At 40.3% G+C, this 786-nt stretch carries 1 protein-coding gene; it reads right to left on the reverse strand.

Going from position 1 to position 786, the window contains the following annotated elements:
- Window positions 1-40: 40 nt before the first annotated feature.
- Window positions 41-786: DUF2931 family protein (locus tag C9J42_RS21305; RefSeq protein ID WP_107302307.1), on the reverse strand; the 746-nt coding region annotated here is incomplete at its 5' end.

Below are 786 nucleotides of genomic sequence, written 5' to 3' on the forward strand. Positions count from 1 at the left end.
TTGAGCGCCTCACAGAAACCTGTGAGGCGATAGGCCAATATTAATGAAGCTGATCTACAATATAATTCTCTGATGTATAAACCTTATTTACCTTGTCCCAAGGGATAGGCGTTAAGGTTGCGTTAGCATTTTCAGCTCTAATATTTAACTCGTCTTCATAATCATGCTTGTAGGCAGTTGATGAATTTCCGTTATAGTCCGTTTCGGGTGTGCTCGTTGGTGACAGCTCAGTAATGTACGTATACTTGCCACACCCTTCAAGCCACACTTTCACTTGTCCATTTGGTAGGAAACCAAAATCAAATGTCGTTTGGTAACAAGTTTTACGCCTTCCATCTTCTGGTCTAGTGTAACTTTGCTTTTTATAAGCCAGCGCCTTCATTTTTGGGGTGATATTTAATTCAGTAATATAGAACTTCGCGTCAAAAAGGGATGTCCAGTAAAGCACGACTTTATCGGGTAAATGATTGGTAGGTTGGATTTGTGAAGCTCCTCCCATAGTAGCAAAAGCGAGAGGTAACCCATAACCATCATAGTTGGGTAAAAACTCTTTTATACGTTTTAATGCACTGGTAGTCATAAATTGGCTGTGGGTGTGTAAAATAGAAGTCCAATCTTCTTGCGTGTTAATACCATATGCTTTAGTGATTCTGACAGGGTAAAATGATGGCATAGCATAAGCTACAGTCCAATCCGGAACTTCATCAGGTACGCGTTCTCTATTCATCATGCTACAACCAGCCAGTAATAGGCAGAGTACTCCGGTTGATATGATCTTTTTCATCT

Origin of the sequence: Photobacterium sp. GB-56 (assembly GCF_003026105.1) — a bacterium.
Lineage (GTDB): Bacteria > Pseudomonadota > Gammaproteobacteria > Enterobacterales > Vibrionaceae > Photobacterium.